This is a genomic window from Massilia sp. LXY-5 (genome assembly GCF_059801075.1).
This window is the reverse complement of sequence record NZ_JBNNEH010000004.1, coordinates 83,571-103,463: the sequence shown is the minus strand read 5'-3', so window position 1 is coordinate 103,463 and position 19,893 is coordinate 83,571. Positions and strand designations below refer to the sequence as shown.

19 protein-coding genes are annotated in these 19,893 nt (G+C 66.4%); 14 read left to right on the top strand and 5 right to left on the bottom strand.

Annotated features, from left to right (window positions below; translation table 11 throughout):
* Positions 1-68 precede the first annotated feature (68 nt).
* The 4 genes from ACI48I_RS14690 (at position 69) to ACI48I_RS14675 (ending at position 3,041) form a co-directional block, all read left to right on the top strand.
* Positions 69-1,040: a succinylglutamate desuccinylase/aspartoacylase family protein gene (locus tag ACI48I_RS14690; RefSeq protein WP_498574585.1), complete on the top strand. Its 972-nt coding sequence runs from the start codon at positions 69-71 to the stop codon at positions 1,038-1,040.
* 17 nt (positions 1,041-1,057) lie between these two features.
* Positions 1,058-1,762 carry a tetratricopeptide repeat protein gene (locus ACI48I_RS14685; RefSeq protein ID WP_498574584.1) on the top strand — a complete coding sequence of 235 codons (705 nt, stop codon included), beginning with the start codon at positions 1,058-1,060 and terminating at the stop codon, positions 1,760-1,762.
* A 63-nt stretch (positions 1,763-1,825) separates the two neighbouring features.
* Positions 1,826-2,074 carry a DUF3297 family protein gene (locus ACI48I_RS14680; RefSeq protein ID WP_193686227.1) on the top strand — a complete coding sequence of 83 codons (249 nt, stop codon included), beginning with the start codon at positions 1,826-1,828 and terminating at the stop codon, positions 2,072-2,074.
* A 301-nt stretch (positions 2,075-2,375) separates the two neighbouring features.
* Positions 2,376-3,041: a hypothetical protein gene (locus ACI48I_RS14675; RefSeq protein ID WP_498574583.1), complete on the top strand. Its 666-nt coding sequence runs from the start codon at positions 2,376-2,378 to the stop codon at positions 3,039-3,041.
* 60 nt (positions 3,042-3,101) lie between these two features.
* Here the strand turns inward: ACI48I_RS14675 and sugE are convergent, their stop codons facing one another.
* Positions 3,102-3,422 carry a quaternary ammonium compound efflux SMR transporter SugE gene (gene sugE, locus ACI48I_RS14670; RefSeq protein WP_498574582.1) on the bottom strand — a complete coding sequence of 107 codons (321 nt, stop codon included), beginning with the start codon at positions 3,420-3,422 and terminating at the stop codon, positions 3,102-3,104.
* 152 nt (positions 3,423-3,574) lie between these two features.
* Here sugE and ACI48I_RS14665 point away from each other — a divergent pair, with 152 nt between their 5' ends.
* From ACI48I_RS14665 to ACI48I_RS14645, 5 genes are all read left to right on the top strand, one after another.
* Positions 3,575-4,639 (top strand): alkene reductase, encoded by a 1,065-nt coding sequence (locus ACI48I_RS14665; RefSeq protein WP_498574581.1) that lies wholly within the window; start codon positions 3,575-3,577, stop codon positions 4,637-4,639.
* A 213-nt stretch (positions 4,640-4,852) separates the two neighbouring features.
* On the top strand, positions 4,853-7,513 hold the full coding sequence (pepN, locus tag ACI48I_RS14660; protein ID WP_498574580.1) for an aminopeptidase N: 2,661 nt from the start codon (positions 4,853-4,855) through the stop codon (positions 7,511-7,513).
* A 415-nt stretch (positions 7,514-7,928) separates the two neighbouring features.
* Positions 7,929-8,225, top strand: a complete 297-nt coding sequence (locus tag ACI48I_RS14655; RefSeq protein ID WP_498574579.1) for a hypothetical protein — start codon at positions 7,929-7,931, stop codon at positions 8,223-8,225.
* A gap of 77 nt (positions 8,226-8,302) precedes the next feature.
* Positions 8,303-8,740, top strand: a complete 438-nt coding sequence (locus tag ACI48I_RS14650) for an acyl-CoA thioesterase (RefSeq protein WP_498574578.1) — start codon at positions 8,303-8,305, stop codon at positions 8,738-8,740.
* A 143-nt stretch (positions 8,741-8,883) separates the two neighbouring features.
* Complete coding sequence (locus tag ACI48I_RS14645) at positions 8,884-10,107, top strand: right-handed parallel beta-helix repeat-containing protein (RefSeq protein ID WP_193686233.1); 1,224 nt, start codon at positions 8,884-8,886, stop codon at positions 10,105-10,107.
* A gap of 67 nt (positions 10,108-10,174) precedes the next feature.
* Here ACI48I_RS14645 and arsC read toward each other — a convergent pair whose 3' ends face one another.
* Entirely contained in the window at positions 10,175-10,522 is a 348-nt protein-coding gene (gene arsC, locus ACI48I_RS14640; RefSeq protein WP_498574577.1) for an arsenate reductase (glutaredoxin), read from the bottom strand.
* Positions 10,523-10,731: 209 nt separating this feature from the next.
* On the opposite strand from arsC, the gene ACI48I_RS14635 reads away from it, so the two are divergent.
* Positions 10,732-11,358 carry a 1-acyl-sn-glycerol-3-phosphate acyltransferase gene (locus ACI48I_RS14635; RefSeq protein ID WP_498574576.1) on the top strand — a complete coding sequence of 209 codons (627 nt, stop codon included), beginning with the start codon at positions 10,732-10,734 and terminating at the stop codon, positions 11,356-11,358.
* A gap of 7 nt (positions 11,359-11,365) precedes the next feature.
* On the opposite strand, the gene ACI48I_RS14630 is transcribed toward ACI48I_RS14635, so the two are convergent.
* The 3 genes from ACI48I_RS14630 to ACI48I_RS14620 form a co-directional block, all read right to left on the bottom strand.
* On the bottom strand, positions 11,366-11,911 hold the full coding sequence (locus ACI48I_RS14630) for a GNAT family N-acetyltransferase (RefSeq protein ID WP_193686236.1): 546 nt from the start codon (positions 11,909-11,911) through the stop codon (positions 11,366-11,368).
* Positions 11,912-12,064: 153 nt separating this feature from the next.
* Positions 12,065-13,711: a SulP family inorganic anion transporter gene (locus ACI48I_RS14625; RefSeq protein ID WP_498574575.1), complete on the bottom strand. Its 1,647-nt coding sequence runs from the start codon at positions 13,709-13,711 to the stop codon at positions 12,065-12,067.
* A gap of 276 nt (positions 13,712-13,987) precedes the next feature.
* A complete protein-coding gene (locus tag ACI48I_RS14620; protein ID WP_193686238.1) occupies positions 13,988-15,457 on the bottom strand; it encodes a GGDEF domain-containing protein in 1,470 nt (489 codons plus the stop codon).
* A 162-nt stretch (positions 15,458-15,619) separates the two neighbouring features.
* Here ACI48I_RS14620 and ACI48I_RS14615 point away from each other — a divergent pair, with 162 nt between their 5' ends.
* The 4 genes from ACI48I_RS14615 (at position 15,620) to ACI48I_RS14600 (ending at position 19,698) form a co-directional block, all read left to right on the top strand.
* A complete protein-coding gene (locus ACI48I_RS14615) occupies positions 15,620-16,585 on the top strand; it encodes an SDR family oxidoreductase (RefSeq protein WP_193689113.1) in 966 nt (321 codons plus the stop codon).
* Positions 16,586-16,612: 27 nt separating this feature from the next.
* Entirely contained in the window at positions 16,613-17,662 is a 1,050-nt protein-coding gene (ku, locus tag ACI48I_RS14610; protein ID WP_498574574.1) for a non-homologous end joining protein Ku, read from the top strand.
* Positions 17,663-17,665: 3 nt separating this feature from the next.
* The gene (locus ACI48I_RS14605) at positions 17,666-17,905 is read left to right on the top strand and encodes a hypothetical protein (RefSeq protein ID WP_193686240.1); all 240 of its coding nucleotides are present in this window, start codon (positions 17,666-17,668) and stop codon (positions 17,903-17,905) included.
* 335 nt (positions 17,906-18,240) lie between these two features.
* A complete protein-coding gene (locus ACI48I_RS14600) occupies positions 18,241-19,698 on the top strand; it encodes a catalase (RefSeq protein ID WP_193686241.1) in 1,458 nt (485 codons plus the stop codon).
* Positions 19,699-19,893: the final 195 nt, after the last annotated feature.

Genomic DNA, 19,893 nt, shown 5'->3' with positions numbered 1-19,893 from the left:
CCCTCCCCGCACGCGCAAAGGTTTCCCGATAAAATGACGGCACCGATATTTCTCTGGATCATCTTGCAATGGCTTCCGCACCGAATCTGCAGTTCAAGTTTGTCAACTATACCGGGCTCGATGAAGGGCCGAGCGTGATCATCATGGGAGCGACCCACGGCAACGAGATCTGCGGTACCGAGGCGATCCGCCGCGTCATGGCCGAGCTCGACAGTGGCGAGCGCAAGATCGCCGCCGGCAGCGTCACCTTCGTCCCAATCGTCAATCCGCTGGCCTATTTCAAGAACGAGCGCAACGGCGACCGCAACCTGAACCGCAACCTGTTCCCGAAGGACGATCCGCAAGACTTCGAGGACCGCATCGCCAACTGGCTGTGCCCGCTGCTGGCCCAGCACGACGTCCTGCTCGACCTGCACTCCTTCAACGCCGCCCATGGCGAGCCCTTCGTGATGGTGGGCCCGGTCAACAACGACGGCCCGCTCGAACCCTTCGTGCACGCCGACAAGGAACGCGCCCTCGCCCGCCGCCTGGGCGTGCGCCGTTTCGTGACCGGCTGGATGGCGGCCTACGGCGGGGGCGTGCAGCGCCGCTCGCGCAGCAATGCGGCCGAGCTGGAGACGATGCTGCGCTACGGCGTCGGCACCACCGAATACATGCGCACCACGGGCGGCTATGCGCTGACGCTGGAGTGCGGCCAGCACGTCGACCCGAAGGCGCCGCAGGTCGCCTATGACGCCATCATCAACACGCTGGCGCACCTGAAACTGATCGAGGCGCCCGAGCCGGAACCGGTCCCGTTCGAGGAAATGGAAGCGCTGCACATGGTCGCCGTGTACGACAAGCTCGATGCGAACGACAGCTTCTCGCGCAGCTGGGCCAGTTTCGATCCGGTCGCCGAGGGCGAGCAGATCGGCACGCGCGCCGACGGCACGCCGGTGCTGGCGGAATTTTCAGGCCGCATCCTGTTTCCGGATGCCAAGGCGGGAGCGAATTCGGAGTGGTATTACCTGACGCGGGCCAATCCCGAGTTCGGGCGGTGATAACGAGGTACGCGGGCATGCGAACCCCGATCCGTCTGCGCAGGTCGCTTTTTCTGCTGCCCCTGCTGATGGGTGCCGCCGCAGCGCAGGCGGCAATCTCGTCGCCGTACTGCGACGTGGGCGAGCGGCTGGTCCGCGCTGGTAGTTTTACGGAGGGTGCCACGCTGCTCTCGACCTGTCTTGCCACCCCGGAGCTCGCAGCACCGGACCGGCGCTATATGTTGCTGCTGCGCGCTTCAGCCTATTTCAACCTGCATGAGAATGCACTGGCCTTGCTTGACCAGGAGGCGGCGTTTGCGATCGCTGCGCCCTCCACCGTCGCGGAATACATCAATTACGGTTCCTACCTGCGGCGTGTTGCACGTTTCGAGGACAGCCTGCAGGCGCTGCGCGGTGCCGAAGCGCTGGCGAAGCAGAAGCAGCAAGTTGGCATGATGGTCCTGTTCAACCTGGGCTGGACTTTGCTGGAGCTGAAGCGTTACGACGAAGCGATCGATGCGTTCACACAGGGAATTGCGCACCAGCCCGACTTTCCCTTCTCGTACTGGCGCCGTGCCCTGGCCTACGAGGCATTAGGACGTGAAGGCGAGGCGCGCGCGGACATTGCCGCCGCGGCACGGTTCCTGCTGACTGGGAGTACTAAATTTCCAGAGGACGCGTCGGTCGCGGCACTTCGGGTGAAGGTACGCCAGTACGGCCTCGACCAGCAGTACGTTTTCTGAATGCCAACCTGGATCATCGTGCGCCGTTGTCCGCACCGCCGTTCTAGTGGATAATTCGCCACCATGACTGATACCGCAACCCTCCCCCCACTCCCAGACCGGCTCTCGATCGATCCGAGCAGCCCTTTCCACAACCGCGAAGTGTTCCAGAACGAAATCGGCATTCGCTTCAACGACAAGGACCGCCATGACGTCGAAGAGTATTGCTTGAGCGAAGGCTGGATCAAGGTCGCCGCCGGCAAGACCCTCGACCGCAAGGGCAAGCCGATGCTGATCAAACTGAAGGGCAAGGTCGAGGCGTTCTACCGCTGATCGATCCGCCGGCGCGTCAGGCCTGATTGCCGGCATTTTCCACCGTCACGCTTTCCGAACCTGGCACAGCCGCTGCGCCAGGCTTCTGCTGTTTCCGTCCACATGACGTCCAGTCAACGCGGCGCGCCTCCTGTTTCCCTACCTGTTCCAGCCTGATAAGCGCCCTGTCGCCCTGCCACAACAGATCGCGCAAAGGGCCGCGATAGCGCTTGCCCGCCCCGATACCGGACACTAAGATGGCGCCACTGATTGCCGCACGGCAATGCTCGCCCTCAGCCTGCGCTGAATTACTGGAATACAGATGAACGCCACCAAAATTGTTTCTATCCTGCTGGTCGCCTGCGCGGCCGGCTCCGTCCAGGCCCGTGAGGTCGCCGCAACCGTCGACCTCGGCACCACCGGCCTCGGCCTGCACCTCACGACCCCGCTCGCCGCGAAACTGAACGGCCGTATCGGCGTCAACATCGCCAACACGTCGTACGAGGGCAGCACCTCGGACCTGGATTACGACTTCAAGCTGAAGCTCAAAACGATCGATGCCCTGCTCGACTACCACCCGTTCGACAGCGCCTTCCGCCTGACCGGCGGCGTGGTCTACAACGGCAACAAGATCGATGCGCGTGCCAAGCCGAGCGGCGGCACCTATACCATCAACAACGTGCCCTACAACGCCGCCACCGTGGGTGACCTGAGCAGCAAGATCGAATTCCGCAAGGCGGCGCCTTACCTCGGCATCGGCTGGGGCAACGCGGTCAAGCAAGCCGGCTGGAGCTTCGGCACCGACCTCGGCGTCATGTTCCAGGGCACGCCGAAAACCCAGCTGGCGTCGAACAACTGCACGGCCTTGCCGATCCTGTGCTCCCGGCTCGCCAGCGACGTCGCTGCCGAGAACGTCAAGCTGGGCGAAGAAGTCAAGGATTTCAAGTTGTATCCCGTGATCCGCGTGGGCGTCAGCTACCGCTTCTGACGCAAGTTGCAGGGAATAAAAAAGCAGGCCGCGGCCTGCTTTTTTTACGTCCGCGCCAGCTCAGGCCGGCGTCAGCAGCTTCAGGCCAGCGATCCCGAGGGCGATCAGGCCGATCGAGCCGATGCGCAAGGCGCCGGCCGGTTCGCCCAGCATCATCATGCCGAACACGGCCGTGCCGATCGTGCCGATGCCGGTCCAGACCGCATAGGCCGTGCCGAGCGGCAGGTGGCGCAAGGCGAGGCCGAGCATGCCGACGCTGAGCAGCATGGCCAGCAGCGTGAACGCGGTCGGGATCGGTTTCGTAAAGCCTTCCGTGTACTTCAGTCCGGCCGCCCAGGCGACTTCCAGCAGCCCTGCGATTACCAAATAAATCCAGCTCATTCCATGCTCCCCGCGGGCTTGCCCGACTGCCAAAAAGTGGCCGGAAGTATAGCACCGGCCTCGGCCAAGCCTGGCTCGATGGCAAATCGAGGCGGCCTCGGCAGGAATCCTGCGCATCCCGTAAGATGCCGCGACTGACAAAAGGAATCCAGATGACCACTTTATTTGACCCGATCACCATCGGCGCCCTCGAGCTGCCGAACCGCATCATCATGGCGCCGCTGACCCGCGCCCGCGCCGTCGGCCCGGACCGCGTGCCGAACGCCCTGATGGCCGAATACTATGTCCAGCGCGCCAGCGCCGGCCTGATCCTCTCGGAAGCGACCTCGGTCACGCCGATGGGCGTCGGTTATGCCGACACGCCGGGCATCTGGTCCGACGAACAGGTGGCAGGCTGGAAAACCGTCACAGAAGCCGTGCACGCGGCCGGCGGACGCATCGTCCTGCAACTCTGGCACGTGGGCCGCATCTCCGACCCGGTCTTCCTCGACGGCGCCGCCCCGGTCGCGCCAAGCGCGGTGAAACCGGCCGGCACCGTGAGCCTGGTGCGCCCGAAGCGCGACTACGCCACGCCGCGCGCGCTGGAAACGCAGGAGATCGCCGGCATCGTCGCGGCCTACCGCAAGGGTGCCGAGAATGCGAAGAAGGCGGGCTTCGACGGCGTCGAGATCCACGGCGCCAACGGCTACCTGCTCGACCAGTTCCTGCAAGACAGCACCAACCAGCGCAGCGACGAATACGGCGGCCCGATCGAGAACCGCGCGCGCCTGATGCTCGAAGTCACGGACGCCTGCATCGCCGTCTGGGGCGCCGACCGCGTCGGCATGCACCTGGCACCGCGCCGCGACGCCCACGACATGGGCGATTCGACGCCAGCCGAGACCTTCGGCTACGTCGCACGTGAACTGGGCAAGCGCAAGATCGCCTTCATCTTCGCGCGCGAAGCCGTCGGCGAGGACAGCCTCGGCCCGCTGCTGAAGGAACAATTCGGCGGCGCCTTCATCGCCAACGAGAAGATGACGGTGGAGACCGCCGAGCGCCTGCTCACCGACGGCAAGGCCGATGCGATTGCCTTCGGTCTGTGGTTCATCGCCAACCCGGACCTGCCGCAGCGCCTGCAGCAGGGTGCTCCGCTCAATCCGCTGCGTCCGGAAGTGATCTACGGTAGCGGCGCCGAGGGCTATACGGATTACGCGGCCTTGCAGCAAGCTTCGTAAACCCTGCGTCTCCCGAAAGCAGGCCGGCCCAAGGGCCGGCCTTTTTCATGCCCCCGCAACGAACGGCGCCCGTATTGACAGCATATGTACGATATCTGCATGCTTCGTTCCCCTGTTCGTTTGCCCCTGTAATTGCTGTTGCGCCCATGCTATTCTTGCGCGATTCGCAAGGTGCGCCGGCTGGCGGCGCACACCATAAAACCGGGACACATCTTGACTATTTTTGCACCACGCGCGATGACGCTCGCCATCGCGACCGCTTTCGCCGCCTCCGCTTTCGCCTTCGGTAACGCCCACGCCGCCGCTGCGGCCCCGCGCGCCGAGAACGCTTTCCTTTCGCAGGCTGACGCCGCCGCACGGTCGGCGCGCGTGTCGAACGTCGACTACGCGCTCGAATTCACGCTGACCGGCAAGGAAAGCTTCAGCGGCGTGACCACCGCCACCTTCGACCTGGCCGACAACGCCGCGCCGCTGACGATCGACCTCGACAAGGCGACCGTGAAATCGGTCACGGTCAACGGCAAGCAGGTCGACGCCAAGTACAACAACTGGTTCCTGACGATCGCCGCCGCCGACCTGGCACAGGGCCGCAACACGGTCGTCATCGCCTACGAGCGCCTGCACAGCACCAACGGCGAAGGCCTGCACCGCATGGTCGATCCGGTCGACGGCCGGGTCTATACCTACTCGCACTTCGAACCGGCAGCCGCGCACCAGATGTTCGCCGTCTTCGACCAGCCGGATCTGAAGGCAACTTACCAGGTCACGGCGACCGCGCCCGCCGACTGGCAAGTGGTCTCGACCACGCGCGAGACCCGGATCGAAGAAGCTGGAACGAGCAAGCGCTGGGTCTTCCCGAAGTCGAAAAAGCTGAGCCCGTATAACTTCTCGCTGCATGCCGGCCCCTATAAAGTGTGGGAAGACAGGAGCGGCAAGTACCCGATGCGCCTGCTGGCACGCCAGTCGGTGGCCGCCCAGGTCGCGCCGGAAGACTGGTTCCGCTACACGAAGGACGGCCTGGCCTTCTTCGACAATTACTTCGGTATCCCTTACCAGTTCGAGAAATACGACCAGCTGCTGGTGCCGGACTTCCTGTACGGCGCGATGGAAAACGCCGGCGCGATCACCTTTGCCGAGGGCGGCTTCCTGCACAAGGCGAAGATGACCGACGCCCAGCGCCAGTCCCTGGCCTCGGTGATCATGCACGAGATGGCGCACCAGTGGTTCGGCGACCTGGTGACGATGAAATGGTGGAACGGCCTGTGGCTGAACGAAAGCTTCGCCTCCTTCATGGGCACGCTGGCGACCGCCGAGGCCACCGAGTTCAAGGACGCCTGGCAGCACTTCTACTCGACCGGCAAGCAGGCCGCCTACGCGCAGGACCAGAAGTCGAACACGCACCCGATCGAGGTGCCGGTGCCGTCGACTGCGAACGCTTTCGACAACATCGATGCGATCACCTATTCGAAGGGCGCCTCCACCCTGATGCAGTTGCGCCACCTGCTGGGCGCGGAAGTCTTCCGCAAGGGCGTGCACGACTACCTGACCAAATATTCCTACCAGAACGCGAAGCTCGACGACTTCATCGGCAGCCTCGGCGAAGCGGCCGGCCGCGACCTCTCGGGCTGGACCAAAGAGTGGCTGTACCAGCCGGGCGTGAACACGATCGCCGCCAAGTTCAGCTGTGCCAACGGCAAGGTGAAAAACTTCACGCTGCAGCAGAGCGCGCCAAGCAAGGCCCTGCCGACGCTGCGCGAACAGCGCGTGCAGGTCGCGACCTTCAGGATCGAGAGCGGCAAGCTGGTGGCCCTGCAGACCGTGCCGGTCACCTATTCCGGCGTGACGACGAAGGTGCCGGCCTTGGCGGGCAGCGCCTGCCCGGACCTGGTGTATCCGAATTACCAGGACTGGGGCTTCGTGAAGGTCCAGCTCGACAAGCGCTCGTTCGACACGGCGCGCGCCAGCCTGGCCAAGGTGGACGACCCGCTGCTGCGCACCATGCTGTGGCAGAGCCTGTGGGACGGCGTACGTGACGGCAAGCTGCCGCTGAACGAATACCTCAAGACGGTGCTCGCCAACGCCCCGCAGGAAAAGGATTACACGCTGCTCGGCGACATCCTGGGCAAGGTCGCGATCTCGAAGGAATACCTCGACCTGATGGACCTGCGTTCGGCCTGGGCCACGCAGACCGGCACGGCGCTCGAGGAGATGGCGTGGAACGGCACGCTGGCGAACAAGGGCAACGAGAACTTCCAGCGCCGCTGGTTCAACACCTACCTCGGCCTGGCCAGTACCCCGGCCGCGCTCGATCGCCTGGCAGGCATCCTGGCCGGCACCGTGACGGTCGATGGCCTGGCCATCAACCAGGACCTGCGCTGGAGCATCATCGCCCGCCTGAACCGCTACAACCACGCCGGCGCGGCCGCGCTCGTCGAGCAGGAAGCGCAGCGCGACAAGTCGGACAGCGGCCAGGCCGCGGCGCTCGCCGCCACCGTCGTGCGTCCGGATCCGCAGGTCAAGGCGCAGTGGCTGGGCACGGTGGAGGACCTGAAGACGAAGCTGCCGTTCTCGAAGATCCGCACCGCGATGAACAGCCTCTATCCGGCCGAGCAGAAGGCGCTGGCCGAACAGACGGCGGCGCGGCGCCTGGCGCAACTGCCGGCGATCGACAAGGCAGCGGGCCCGGTCTACATGCGCAGCTATGCCTACTCGATGATCCCGGCCAGCTGCACGCCGGCCAGCGTCAAGCGCCTGAGCGCGGCGGCAAGCACGATGAAGGAGCTGTCGGCCGGCACCCGCCGCGCCCTGCTCGACGCCCAGCAGGAAGACCAGCGCTGCGTGACCATCAAGCAGGCCATGACGGCGCCGAAGTAAGTCTCGATGCGCGCGGCGGTCGCTTGCCCGTCGGCGCGGCCATGGACGCCGCTCGCGCTGACGCTGGGCCTGCACCTGTTGCTGGTGCTGGCCTGGCTGGCCGGCGCGCGCGGCGCCCCCGGGCGTGAGCCGGCAAGCAAGCTACCGCCCGCATCGGTCCTGGTGCTGCTGCGGCCGCCCTCCCTGCCGCGTGCCGCGCCGGAACCGGCGCCGGCTGTGGCGCGCGACTCGCTGCGCCGGGGCCGCCAGCCGGCACCGGTTACCGTTCCCTCCATCACCGCGGCCGACGCCTTCGCCGCTGCCCGCAAGGGCGGTTCCCGCACCGTCACGCTCGACAGCTATACGGCGCCCGACGGCGTCATCGTGTACCGCGAGAGCGTGGGCGGCCCCGGCGCTGCTGCTCGGCGATTTCAACATGCTGCCCGGTTCGCCCGAATACGCACGCCTGATCGCCCCGTTCGAGGACGGCACGTCCGCCCTGGGCGATGCCTGGCACCTGGCCCACCCCGGGGAAGTCCACGCGCCCACGGTCGGCCTGCACGACGACGCACCGGGCGCGGGGCCGCCGTTCACCTTCGACCATGCCATCGTGACGGCCGGCCTCGGGGCGCGGATCAGGCAGCTGCGCGTGGATGGCGTCGAGGGCGGGTCGGATCACCGGCCGCTGGTGCTGGAACTCGACGAGGGAGCGCTGCCAGCGAACGCGGGCTGAGGCCGCCCGACGCGACGGCGAGAGCGCCGTCCGGCTAGAATGGCGCTTTGCCGGCGCCGTGCCGGGAAGGACCTGAATTGAACTGGGATTATCCGCAACCCTACCTGTTGCCCCTCGCTCCGAACGCTGAAGACATCGATGGGCTGAACCACACGAACAATGCCGTCTACGTGCGCTGGTGCGAGCAGATCGGTTGGGCGCATTCCGAATCGCTCGGGCTCGGCATCGGGGATTACCGGCGCCTGGACCGCGCGATGGCGATCCGGCGCGGCGAATACGATTACATCCTGCCGACGCTGCTCGGCGAAGAGCTGCTGCTCGCCACCTGGCTGGTCGGCGGCGACGGCAAGCTGTCGATGGAGCGCCGTTTCCAGCTGGTACGGGCCAGCGACGGAGCGACGGTCCTGCGCGGGCGCTGGGAACTGGTGTGCATCGACATCAGCGGCGGCCGGCCGCGCCGCATGCCGCCTGAATTCCTCGATGCCTACATGCCACAGGTCGTGACGGCAAGCTGACAATGCAGTGAAGCAAGCTCGGCCATGCACGCGCCTGCGCGACTCACGTTGCGCGCGCTCAAAGGCAAACTTGAGCAAACCGGGCCGGGCGACGTTCGGAGCGCGCGACACTGGACCGGTATCCGCCGTCCACGAGGTTTGCCATGTCCGGTCCATTGAAGCGCCCCGATTATTTACTGCTCGTAGCCATCTGCTGCGGCGTACTGCTCGCGCTGGGCGGCTGCCGCCTGCGCGAGGGCTCCTCCGAGCAGCTGGTCGTCGCCGAAGTCGTGCGCACCAACCTGTTCGTCGCCCCCACCGGCTCGGACGCCAATCCGGGCACCCAGTCCGAACCTTTCCGCACCATCGGACGCGCGGCCCAGGTCGTCACACCGGGCACGACCGTGTATGTGGCGCCCGGCCAGTACACGGGCGGCTTCCGCAGCACCGTCGACGGCACCCCGGAGGCGCGCATCATCTTCATGTCGTCCGAGCGCTGGGGCGCCAGGATCGTCCCGCCGCTCGACTCGCGCACCACCAGCGCCTGGGACAACCGCGGCAATCATGTCGACATCATCGGCTTCGAGATCGACGGTTTCCAGTACCAGGGCGGTACCAAATGGCTCAGCGGCATCTACAACGGCGGCTCCTACAACAGCATCCGCCACAACCACGTGCACCACGTCGCGCTCGACGTGGCCTGCGAGTCGCTCGGCGGCGCGGGCATCGGTGTGGACAGCTATTACAAGGGCAAGGGAGCCGAGGTCATCGGCAACAACGTGCACGATATCGGCCCGCCCGAGTGCCGCTACCACCACGGCATCTATGTCAGCACCCAGGCGCGCATCCGCAGCAACGTGGTCTACCGGGTGTCGGGCGCCGGCATCCACCTGTGGCACGACGCCGAGCACGTCGACATCACCGGCAATACCGTGTCGTCCTCGGGCTCGGGCATCGTCGTCGGGGGCGGCGACTTCTATCATTCGAAGGGACCGAACGACCATACCTTTGTCGCCAACAACATTGTGTTCGACAACAAGTACGGCATCCTCGAGCAAGGCGCCACCGGCCACAACAACCGCTATGTGCACAACCTCGTGTCGCAGAACGTGATCAGCGACTGGCGCCTGGCGCCTGGCCGCGAGCATGAAGGAACGATCGCGGCCGAACCGGCCTTCGTCGAATACAGCCGCACCGGCACGCCGGATTTTCGCCTCAGCAGCCGCTCGCCCGCGATCGGGCGCGGCTTCGTGGTCGATGCGCCGGAACCCGACTTCGAGGGCAAGCCGCGCAGCACCGAATCGGGTTTCGACATCGGCGCCTACCAGCATGAGCGCCTGCCGGACGGAGAATTGCCGGCCAGCCAGGATCCTGAGGCAAGCCGCTGAGCGCCGCGGCCGCCGGCGAGATGCCGGCGAGATGCCGGCAAGCTGCCGGCGAGCTGCCGGCAGCTCCCTACAGGATCTCGTGCACGGTCTCCGGCGGGCGGCACAGGCGGACACCCTTCGGCGTCACCACGAAGGGACGGTTCAGCAGGACCGGATGCGCCAGCATCGCATCGACCAGGGCGTCCTCGCCAATGTCCGCGGCGTCGAGGCCGAGTTCCGTGTACAGGCTCTCCTTGGTGCGCATGGCCTCGCGCGCGCGCAGGCCGGCGGCGGCCAGCATGCGCAGCAGTTCAGCGCGCGCCGGCGGCGTGGCCAGGTAGTCGACGACCTGCGGTTCAAAGCCGGCTGCGCGGATTGCTGCGAGGGTGTTGCGCGAATTACTGCAACGCGGATTGTGGTAGATCGTGATGTCCATGATGATCATTCTGACAAACAAGCCGCCATGATACGACCCGACCCCGCAACAGACCAGTTTTTTTGCTTGTCGCTCTTGCCCTAGCGCTATAAAATCCTCCGCTTCGTTTTCCGCAAGGTAACGCTTCGCCCATGCCTGGCGTCAGCGCCTTGCGCGAGCCCATCCCCAGAACAAGATGGCCGCCCAGCTGGCGGCACGACGGAGAAAGAATGAGCGACACCCTGATGCATCCGGCGGCCCTGCCCACCTGGGGCCAGCGCACCGCCTTGCGCATGCTGAACATGATCGGCTGGAAGCTGCACTACCGCCCCCTGCCCGGCCCGCACGGCATTGCCGTGGTCTATCCGCATACCTCGAACTGGGACTTCCTGATCGGCCTGCTCGGCAAGTGGGCGCTCGGCCTGCAGTTCCGCTGGCTGGCCAAGGATTCGCTGTTCCGCGGTCCGATGGGCGCAATCATGCGCTACTGGGGCGGCGTGGCGGTCGACCGCCGGGCGCCGATGGGGGCGACGCGCCTGCTGGCGGACCGCATGCTGAGCGAGCCCTGGTGCTGGGTTGCGATCACCCCGGAAGGCACGCGCAGCTATCGTCCGCACTGGAAGAGCGGCTTCTACCACCTGGCCATGGCCGCCAAAGTGCCGCTGGTGCTGGTCTACATCGACTACAAGAAGAAGGAACTGGGCGTGGTCGACATCGTGCGCCTCTCCGGCAACCAGGATGCGGACATGGCCGCGATCGCCGCCGTCTACCACGAGCGCCAGGCCCTCCATCCGCAGGACGCGGCGCCGATCAAGCTGGCACCGCCCCACATCGGTCCCGACCGCAGGAAGGCCTGAGCCGCCATCACGCCTGCGGCCTGCCCTTGCGTTCGCGCAGGAACAGGGTTTTGTAATAGATCGCGGTGGCGCGCCAGGCGCCATCCGGCGTAGCGCAGTATTCGGGCAGTTCGCCCACCCGCGTATAGCCGAGCCGCATGTAGAAGGCTTCGGCGCCGGAACCGGCTTCGGTGTCGAGGAACAGCAGGCCGCGGCACAAGGCCAGCGCCTGCATTTCCAGCGCCTCCATCAGGGCCGTGGCCACGCCGCCGCGGCGCGCGACGCTGTGCACCAGCAGTTTCTGCACTTCGGCCCGGTTGCTGCCGTTGGGCTTCATGCACAGGTCGAGCTGCACCGTTCCCACCAGCACATGGTCGCGCCAGGCAACCAGCAAGATCCGCGAACCGGCCTCGACAGAACGTGCGACATCGCGCCAGTAGGCGTCCGCCACCGCCTCGGAAAGCGGCATGACGAACCCGACCGAGGCCCCGTGCGCGACCGCGTCCAGCAACAGCGCGCGCAACTGGGCCGCGTGCGCCGCGGCGCCGGCGGCATCCAGCATCCTTATCTGCATGATCCCCTCCTCCTGGTCGACAACAGGAGTGTGCAGGATTCGTGCCCGCCTTCCCAGCCAATCGCGCCGCAGGGCTGCACCATGCGGGTGCGGATCAAGCGTGCGCGCACCAGAACGCGCACCTCAAGAGCGCACGGCGACGGATTGCCATGCTCATTGCATCACTTCGCCGGAAGACAGTTCATCCCAGGCCATCGCCGTGCTCAGGAACAGCTTGCCGTTCAGCGCTCCCAGCAGCTCGCTGTGTTTCAGGCGGTCCATGACCGGCCCCTTCACTTCGGCCAAGTGCAGGCCGATGCCGCGCGTGCGCAGCGTTGCGTTCAGCTCGGCCAGGGCAAACAGGGCCGAGGTATCGATCGCATTCACGGCCGACAGCACCAGCACCAGGTGGCGCGTGCCGGGATGCGCGGCGATCTCGTCCTCGATGCGCTCGTTGACCGCCTCGGTATTGCCGAAAAAGAGCTGGGCATCGACCCGCAGGATGAGCAGGCCGGCGGCGGTGTCGGCCGTATAGCGCTCGATGTTGCGGAAGTGCTCGGTGCCGGGGATGCGTCCCAGCACCGCGATGTGCGGACGGCTGGCGCGCCAGATCAGCGCCCCCATCGAGAGCGCGACGCCGACCACGACGCCGGCTTCGACACCGAGCGCCAGTACGCCCGCGGCGGTCGCCAGCAGGGCCGCGGCATCGACCCGGTCGTAGCGCCACGCGGTGCGCAGGGTGGTGGTGTCGAGCATGCCCAGCACGGCCACGATGATGGTCGCGGCCAGGGTCGGCAGCGGCAGCAGCGCCAGCCAGCCGGTGGGCGCGACCAGGGCCAGCGCCAGCAGGCCGGCCGTGATCAGGCTGGCGAGCTGGCTGTTGGCGCCGGCCGCGAAATTCACCGCCGAGCGCGAGATGCTGCCGGTGACGGGAAAGCCACCGGTCAATGCGCTGCCGACGTTGGCCGCGCCCAGGCCGATCAATTCATAGTTGCTGTGCAGTTTTTCGGCGCGCTTCAGGGCCAGGGTCTGGGCGCCGGACATGCTGATCAGGAACACCATGAAGCCGATCAGGAGGGCCGGCTGCAGGAGCGCCTGCCAGTGCGCGTTCGAGGCCGCCAGGTGCAGGAAAGGCAGCCCGGCCGGCACGCGGCCCGTGGTGTGCACGCCGAGCGCCTCCAGGCCGAGGACCGGCACCAGCGCGGTCGCGCCCAGCACCACCACCATCGGCGCGAGCTTGGCGCCGATGTCGGCCGTGACGGGTTTGAACCCGAGGCGGCGCAGCAGCGGCGCCAGCCGGGATCTTGCCAGCAGGAGGAGCGACAGGGAGGCGAGGCCGAGGACGGCGCTCGGCAGGTGCACGGCCGGCAGGCGCGCGCCGAGCAGGGCCGGCAGCTGGCCGAGCGCGATCACGATCGAGGAGCCGATCGTGAAGCCGCTCATCACCGGGCGCGAGAAGAAGTTGGCGATGAAGCCGATGCGCAGCAGGCCGCAGGCCAGCAGCACCAGTCCGGACAGGAGGGCCAGCTGGGCGGCCAGGGTGGTGTACAGGGGGCTGCCGGCGGCGGCGAGCGGCGCCAGGCTGGAGGCCGTCATCAGCGAGATGATGGCCATCGGGCCGACGGACTGGGTGCTGCTGGTGCCGAACAGCGCGTACAGGGCGGGCGGCACGATGCTGGCGTAGATGCCGACCACCGGCGGCAGGCCGGCCACCAGGGCGTAGGCCATGCCCTGCGGGATCATCATCATCGCCACCACTATCCCGGCGCTGATGTCGCCAGGCAGCATGGCGCGCCGGTAGTGCCTCAACCAGTGCAGCATCGTGTTGCTCGTTTGTTTCAAAAGCGCAAGAGTAGCACGGCGGGGGTGGGCGCCGGGAGGAACGCGAGGGACGGGGGCGTTGCCTGATCCGTATGTGGTGTCTCCAATCCGCGTGGGCTCGGAGAGCCCACGCTACGCACCACACTACCGGTTCAGCCCTGCGGGCCTCGATCATGGAGGCCTGCGACGTTTCCCGTAGGGTGGGCTCTCCGAGCCCACGCGGATCATGCACAACAACAAGGGCACAGGCAACAGCCCCGACACCGTCGGCACACCCTAGCCCATCGCCAGCTCCACGCAATTGCGTCCCGCCCGCTTGGCCCGCCCCAGCGCCGCATTCACCCGCACCGTCAGCGAATCGGCGCTCTCGTGCTCCCCCAGCTGCGCCACCCCCAGGCTGATGGTCACCTGGTCGACTCCGGGCATCGACGTCCCCTCGATCGCCGTGCGCAGCTTCTCGGCCATTTTCAGGCCGTCGATCGCGCTCGTGTGCGGCGCGATCACCTGGAATTCCTCGCCGCCCGCGCGCACCAGCACGTCGCTGGCGCGCACCAGTTTCTGGGCGGCGTCGGCCACGGCGCGCAGCACCATGTCGCCGACCGGGTGGCCGTAGCGGTCGTTGACGCCCTTGAAGCGGTCGATGTCGAAGGCGATCAGGGCCAGCGGCAGCTTGTAGCGGCGCGCCCGCCTGATCTCCTGTTCGAGCAGGGTCTCGCCATGGCGCCGGTTCGCGATGCCTGTCAAGGCGTCGAGCGTCGACAGGTGGGTCACGCGCACCAGCATCTCTTCGCTCTCGCGGTTCAGGTCGGCCATACGCAGGCCTACCGCCGCCAGGTCCGATATTTCGGCCAGCGCATCGAGTTCGTCGCGCGAGAAGCTGCGCGCTGCGCGGAACAGCAGGCAGAGCGAGCCGCGCGGCGAACCCGGACCGTCGGACGGGATCGGCAGCGCCAGCACCATGCCGACGCCGTGTCCGCGCAGGGCGTCGGCGAGCTGCGGCTCGCCCGCCTTATCGAGGTCGTCGAGTAGCGCGATCGTGTTCGCGGCCGCCGCCAGCAGGCCGGGGAAGGCATGCCGCAGCGGCGACTGCAGCAGGCGCTCGGCGCGTCCCAGCACCTTCGCCAGGTTCAGGTTGCGCTCGCCCGCCTGCGCCTGCAGCTGCAGGTCGCCGCCCGGCTGCAGGTAGAACAGGGCGGCGTGCAGCACGCCCGGCCAGCCGCACAGGGCCTGGCACAGGCGCTCGGCCAGCGCCGTCAAGTCCTCGCTCTCGCCCAGGGCCTGGCGCACGCGCGTGCGCAGCGCCGCCAGGGCGTCAAGCTCGCGTTCGCGCGGGCTGGGTTCCGCCTGCGGCGTCCGGCCGCCTGCCAGGCGCGCCTCGATTGCATCGGCCAGGTCTGCGTCGTCCAGCGGCGCGATCGCGTACTCGACCGGACCGCAGGCCATCAGGGCCGGCAGCCAGCGCGCGTTCGCGAAGGGGCAGACGACAAAGGTCGGGGCGCCGGCGCGCGCCGTCACCAGCCGCGCCAGGCCGGCGTGGTCGAGCTCGGGGTCGAAGTGGTCGAGATCGATGACGAGCAGGTCGACCGCCTCGATGCCGGGCAGCGCCAGCGCGGCGTCCGCACTGTCGACCAGCGCCAGGTGGGCGAACTGGCCACCGCAGACGGCCTCGAAATCGGCGCGGCGCCCGGCTGCCGGGTTGACGAACAACCCGGTACGAAGGCCTTCCGGCGCGACCTGCTGCGGCATGGTTTTCTCCTTGGCATGCATATTTGTTACATAACGATGCGAATTCTGACATAAATGACCGTCACCGAACAGGCGATCTGTGTGTGGCACCGCACCGTCGCGTCCAGGCGTGCGGCCGATACTGGTTCGACGACGAACATGCACGATGAAAGGAAGCGCGCGATGGCCAACCAGGACGATGTAGCGAACCACCAGAAGGCGATCCAGAACCGCCAGGACCAGCACGACGCCAGCGGCGACAAGGATGAAGGCCAGATGCCCGCGCAGATCGGCGCCGAGCAGCCGGTCCCGCCGATGCCCGCCCAGCACCTGGCCAAGCCGGGCCTGGAAGCGCAGATGGACGTCAAGCCGCGCTTCATGGCCGAAAGCTACAAGGGCAGCGGCAAGCTGGAAGGCCAGGTGGCGATCGTCACCGGCGGCGACTCCGGCATCGGCCGCGCGGTCGCGGTGCTGTTCGCGCGCGAAGGCGCCGACGTCGCCATCCTCTACCTGAACGAACACGAAGACGCCGCCGAGACCCAGCGCTGCATCGAGGGCGAAGGGCGCCGCTGCGTCACCATCGCCGGCGACGTCAAGGACATGGACTTCTGCCAGCAGGCGGTCGACACCGTCGTCGCCCAGTGGGGGCGCCTCGACGTACTGGTGAATAACGCTGCCTTCCAGGAGCATGCCGACTCGCTGCTCGACATCACCGAGGAACGCTTCGACGAGACGATGCGGACCAACATCTACGGCTACTTCCACATGGCCAAGGCCGCCCTGCCCTACCTGAAGCGCGGCGCCGCGATCGTGAATACCGGTTCGGTGACGGGCCTGAAGGGCTCGAAGCTCCTGCTCGACTATTCGAGCACGAAAGGCGCGATCCACGCCTTCACGATGTCGCTGGCAGCGAACCTGCTGGACAAGGGCATCCGCGTCAATTGCGTGGCTCCCGGCCCGGTCTGGACGCCGCTGAACCCGGCCGACCAGTCGCCGGACAAGATCGTTCACTTCGGCGAGAGCACGACCTACGGCCGCGCGGCGCAGCCGGAAGAACTGTCGCCGGCCTATGTGTTCCTGGCCTCGAACGCCTGCTCGAGCTACATCACGGGCATCGTGCTGCCGGTGACCGGCAGCGTCGGCGAATGAATCGCGTCGGACGATAAGGAGGAAGGCATGGCACGCAGCATGTGGAAAGGCGCGATCAGCTTCGGGCTGGTGCACATCCCGGTCGAGATGTATCCGGCAGTGAGCGACAAAGGTCTCGACCTGCACATGCTCGACCGCCGCGACTTTTCCCCGATCGGGTTCAAGCGCTACAACAAGAACACCCAGAAGGAAGTGGGCTGGGACGACATCATCAAGGGTTACGAATACGCCGAAGACGAATGGGTGGTGCTGTCGGACGAAGACCTGCGCCGCGCCAACCCGGAAGCGACGCAGACGATCGACATCCTGGCTTTCGTCGACGCCGCGGAAGTCCCCCTGATCTACTACGACCAGCCCTATTACCTCGCCCCCGGCAAGGGCGGCGACAAGGTGTATGCGCTGCTGCGCGACACGCTGAAAAAAGTGGGCAAGATCGGCATCGCCAACGTCGTGATCCGCGTCAAGCAGCATCTCGCTGCCCTGCACTGCGTCGGCAATACCATCGTGATGAACACCCTGCGCTACGCCGACGAGATCCGCGACCCGGGCGAACTCAAGATCCCGGGCAAGAACGCGAAGACGGCGATCAGCGACAAGGAACTCAAGATGGCGATGGCCCTGGTCGAGGGCATGAGCGAGGACTGGGAGCCGGAGCAGTACCACGACACCTACCGCGAAGACGTGCTGGCCCTGATCGAGAAGAAGGTCAAGGCCAAGCAGACCAAGACCATCACCATGCCCGATCCGGAGGAGAAGCCGGCCAAGGCGACCAACGTCATCGACCTGGTCTCGCTGCTGCAGGCCAGCCTGGGCAAGAAGCCGGACAAGGGCGCGGGCAAGGCCGCAGCCGCGGACGACGACGACGACGAACCGCCGCCGCCGAAGCGCGCGGGCAAGCCCGCCGAGGAGGACGAGGAGGAAGAACCGGCGCCGCGCCGCAAGACAGGCGCCGCCAGCCGCGAGGCGGTCGCCGCCAGGGCAGCGCCGAAGCGGGCGGCTGCGAAGAAGCCGGCCGCCAAGACAGCTGCGAAGACGGCCGCGGCCAAGGCGCCCGTTCGCCGCAAGAAGGCGGCCTGACGGATGGAGGAATTTCTCGACTTCCTGCAATGGCCCGCGATGGCGGTCAGCCTGTATGCCGCCTTCATGATCGGATCGAAGAACGCCCGCAAACGCATCTTCGGCTTCTGGATGTTCATCCTCAGCAATGTCATGTGGATCGTCTGGGGCTTGCACGACGAAGCATGGGCGCTGATCTCGCTGCAGGTGGCGCTGATGGCGATGAACATCCGGGGGATTTTCAAGAACGAGTCGCCGGGCTGAGGGCATCGGCGTCCCGCAAGAGCAGTACACATTCAACCGACGGCAAAGCGCCGTTCACACCAAGGAGGTTTTTATGCGCAAGATGATCATGATGGCAATCGCCGGCTTCGTCTGGAAGAAAATCCAGGCCAAGATGTCGAAGCAGACCTATAACGGCACCACCAGCGCACCACGCCGTTACTGATGTGCCACGCCGCGGTGGGAAGCCGCGGCGTTTCCTCTGCCGGTAGCTGTTAGTCAATCCCTATCGTAACAATCAAATCAATTAAGTTTATCTTTTGCTGAGCCGTACGTAGAATCTCCTCATCAATTTCATCACGCAATGAGGAGAACGCATGACCCGCATGACCACCGCTTCCGGTATTCCCGTCGCCGACAACCAGAATTCGCTCAGCGCCGGCCCGCGCGGCCCGCTCCTGCTGCAGGACTTCCACCTGATCGAGAAACTGCAGCACTTCAACCGCGAGCGCATTCCGGAACGCGTGGTCCACGCCAAGGGTTCAGGCGCCTACGGGACCTTCACCGTCACCCACGACATCCGCCATTTCACCACCGCGAAACTGTTCGGCGCAATCGGCAAGCAGACCGAAACCTTCCTGCGCTTCTCCACCGTCGGTGGCGAGAAAGGCAGTGCCGACACCGAGCGCGATCCGCGCGGCTTCGCCCTGCGCTTCTATACCGAGGAAGGCAACTGGGACCTGGTCGGCAACAACACGCCGGTCTTCTTCATCAAGGACCCGATCAAGTTCCCCGACTTCATCCACACCCAGAAGCGCCTGCCCGACAGCAACCTGAAGTCCGCGAACATGATGTTCGACTTCTGGAGCCGCGCCCCGGAAAGCCTGCACCAGGTGACGATCCTGTTCTCCGACCGCGGTACGCCGGATGGCTACCGCCACATGGACGGCTTCGGCAGCCACACCTATAGCCTGATCAATGATGCGGGCGAGCGCGTCTACGTGAAATGGCATTTCAAGACCCGCCAGGGCATCCGCAACCTGAGCAGCGCGGTTGCGACGCGCATCGCCGGCACGGACCCGGACCACGCCCAGCGCGACCTGTTCGATGCGATCGCCGCCGGCGACTTTCCGCAGTGGGACGTCAAGGTGCAGGTGGCGACGCCGCAGCAGCTGGCCGACTGGGAAGCGCGCACCGGCTGGAACCCGTTCGACCTGACGAAAGTATGGCCACATGGCGACTTCCCGCTGCAGCCGGTCGGCGTGCTGGAACTGAACCGCAATCCGCTGAACTACCACGCCGAAGTCGAGCAGGCCGCCTTCTCGCCGGCCAACGTGGTGCCGGGCATGGGCTATTCGCCGGACAAGATGCTGCAGGGCCGCCTGTTCGCCTACCACGACGCCCAGCTCTACCGCGTCGGCACCAATCACCAGCACCTGCCGGTGAACGCGCCGCGCTGCCCCTTCCACAACCAGCAGCGTGACGGGACGATGGCGATCAACAATGGCGGCGCCGCGCCGAACTACGCCACGATCGATGCGGTCGGCAAGGGCGGCACGGGCATGGGCCATGGTGAGCAGGAGCTGCCCCTCGAAGGCGGCGCCGGCCGCTTCGACTTCCGCGGGCAGGAAGACGATTACACCCAGCCAGGCAATCTGTTCCGCCTGATGACGGATGAGGCGAAGCAGAAGCTGTGCGACAACCTGGCCGGACCGCTGTCGCAGGTGACGGACGAGATCCTGGAGCGCCAGCTGCGGCAGTTCGACAAGGCCGATCCGGGCTATGGGCGTGGTGTGCGGGCGTCGCTCAAGCGCCTGGGGCGGAACGTCGACTGAGTTGCTGTACTGGGGGCTGTTGCCCGAATCCTTGGTGGCATGCGAACGCCGCGTGGGCTCGGAGAGCCCACCCTACGGTCGACGCCGCGGGTTCGGCAGGCCTTGCCTCGACGGGTTATGGCCGGGATGTATCTCGTAGGGTGGGCTCTCCGAGCCCACGCGGACGATGCCTACCACGAGCGGCGCAGGCCACAG

What these genes read in the sequence shown, in the direction of transcription:
- ACI48I_RS14690 (WP_498574585.1), top strand. Translation starts at nt 69, where the DNA reads ATGGCTTCCGCACCGAATCTGCAGTTCAAGTTTGTCAACTATACCGGG.
- ACI48I_RS14685 (WP_498574584.1), top strand. Translation starts at nt 1,058, where the DNA reads ATGCGAACCCCGATCCGTCTGCGCAGGTCGCTTTTTCTGCTGCCCCTG.
- ACI48I_RS14680 (WP_193686227.1), top strand. Translation starts at nt 1,826, where the DNA reads ATGACTGATACCGCAACCCTCCCCCCACTCCCAGACCGGCTCTCGATC.
- ACI48I_RS14675 (WP_498574583.1), top strand. Translation starts at nt 2,376, where the DNA reads ATGAACGCCACCAAAATTGTTTCTATCCTGCTGGTCGCCTGCGCGGCC.
- sugE (WP_498574582.1), bottom strand. Translation starts at nt 3,422, where the DNA reads ATGAGCTGGATTTATTTGGTAATCGCAGGGCTGCTGGAAGTCGCCTGG.
- ACI48I_RS14665 (WP_498574581.1), top strand. Translation starts at nt 3,575, where the DNA reads ATGACCACTTTATTTGACCCGATCACCATCGGCGCCCTCGAGCTGCCG.
- ACI48I_RS14655 (WP_498574579.1), top strand. Translation starts at nt 7,929, where the DNA reads ATGCTGCCCGGTTCGCCCGAATACGCACGCCTGATCGCCCCGTTCGAG.
- ACI48I_RS14645 (WP_193686233.1), top strand. Translation starts at nt 8,884, where the DNA reads ATGTCCGGTCCATTGAAGCGCCCCGATTATTTACTGCTCGTAGCCATC.
- arsC (WP_498574577.1), bottom strand. Translation starts at nt 10,522, where the DNA reads ATGGACATCACGATCTACCACAATCCGCGTTGCAGTAATTCGCGCAAC.
- ACI48I_RS14635 (WP_498574576.1), top strand. Translation starts at nt 10,732, where the DNA reads ATGAGCGACACCCTGATGCATCCGGCGGCCCTGCCCACCTGGGGCCAG.
- ACI48I_RS14630 (WP_193686236.1), bottom strand. Translation starts at nt 11,911, where the DNA reads ATGCAGATAAGGATGCTGGATGCCGCCGGCGCCGCGGCGCACGCGGCC.
- ACI48I_RS14625 (WP_498574575.1), bottom strand. Translation starts at nt 13,711, where the DNA reads ATGCTGCACTGGTTGAGGCACTACCGGCGCGCCATGCTGCCTGGCGAC.
- ACI48I_RS14620 (WP_193686238.1), bottom strand. Translation starts at nt 15,457, where the DNA reads ATGCCGCAGCAGGTCGCGCCGGAAGGCCTTCGTACCGGGTTGTTCGTC.
- ACI48I_RS14615 (WP_193689113.1), top strand. Translation starts at nt 15,620, where the DNA reads ATGGCCAACCAGGACGATGTAGCGAACCACCAGAAGGCGATCCAGAAC.
- ku (WP_498574574.1), top strand. Translation starts at nt 16,613, where the DNA reads ATGGCACGCAGCATGTGGAAAGGCGCGATCAGCTTCGGGCTGGTGCAC.
- ACI48I_RS14605 (WP_193686240.1), top strand. Translation starts at nt 17,666, where the DNA reads ATGGAGGAATTTCTCGACTTCCTGCAATGGCCCGCGATGGCGGTCAGC.
- ACI48I_RS14600 (WP_193686241.1), top strand. Translation starts at nt 18,241, where the DNA reads ATGACCCGCATGACCACCGCTTCCGGTATTCCCGTCGCCGACAACCAG.